Raw genomic sequence first — 1359 nt, 5'->3', positions numbered from 1 at the left:
CTGGATGCAACTTTAAGTCATCTCAGCCGCCCCTCTTTGCCAAAAGTACTCAAAGTACAGCAGGGCATCATTCGTGCTACGCACGATTTTATGTTTAAAAAAGGCCTGACGCAGCTTATGCCGCTCATGCTCTCCCCGATCACCGACCCGCTCAACCATGGCGTAGTAGATGCTGCCATCAATTATGCGGAGCAGCGCTGGAGCCTCACCAAGTCCATGATCTTTCACAAGCAAATGGCCCTGGTAAACCCTGAGTTGGAGAGCATCTACATTGTGTCGCCAAACGTGCGCCTGGAGTTCGCTGACCGTGCCGATACCGGCCGCCACTTATTTGAGTTCACGCAGGTAGATTTTGAGTTCCGGGGCAAGGACCGCTTTTTTGTGATGGAGTTTATGGAGGAACTCGTCAATTTTGTGTTTGCCCGTCTGAACCAGGAGTTACCGGAGTTACTGCTTGAGCTGCGGGGTGAGTTGCTGCCCCAGTATGAGAAATGGCCGGTATACCGCACCGAGAAGCTGGAAGCGGCTTATGGGCCGGAGTATGAAAAGCTGAAATCACAGGAAGCTACAGAACCGTTCTGGCTGCTGAACCACAAGCGCGAGTTCTATGACAAGGAAGATACAGCCAAGCGGGGTACCTACCAGAACTATGATGTGATCTGGCCTGAAGGCTTTGGCGAAGGTCTATCCGGTGGGGAGCGGGAGCACGAATACAAGCAGATACTGAAGCGTATGGAAGAGCTCGGTACCAGTACGGATACGTTCCGGCATTACCTGGAAGTGGCCAAAGCAGGTTTGCTGCCTAAAACAGCCGGTGCCGGTTTCGGAGTAGAGCGTATGACGCGTTTTGTTTGCCGCCTGAAGGATGTAAATGAAGCAACCGTATTTTCGCGCAAACCATTTGCGGAAGCCATCTTCTAAACCTCACAGATATGGACGATGGTAATAATTGCCTGGGAAACCAGGCCGGACATAGCGTAGTAACATAAAGGGCCTGCAATAGAGTTTGCAGGCCTTTTTGTTTTTGTAGAGTTATAGCAGTTAGCAACTTACTTTGCTGGCGTAGTAGCGGCCTCAGCTTAGACATTACGGTTTCATCCGCCTCCATACTAGTCTTGTTGCATCGCTTCGCCTGTCCGGCGGGCACCTACTTTTTTTCTTGACAAAAAAGTAAGCAAAAAATCAAGGACGCTCCAAACTCGCTGAACGCTCGAACAGTGGAGCGCCACAAAGTGCACCTGGCTCAAGCTATACCTGCGTAGCGGAGGTTGTTAGGATGTCTTGCTATACCTGCCCGCTATACCTATCAACTATACCTACTTGGGCAGGGATTGTCCCCTTGAGGGGACCATAGGGGTG

Annotated in this window: 1 protein-coding gene; it reads left to right on the top strand. The window is 51.1% G+C overall.

Translation table 11 applies throughout. The annotated features are described in order from the left end of the window. On the top strand, positions 1-921 hold a 921-nt coding region (locus tag OB13_RS16960), incomplete at its 5' end, for an asparagine synthetase A (RefSeq protein ID WP_461491369.1). Positions 922-1359: the final 438 nt, after the last annotated feature.

The organism is Pontibacter sp. HJ8, from assembly GCF_054824225.1.
This window is presented reverse-complemented; position numbering and strand designations above follow the sequence as displayed.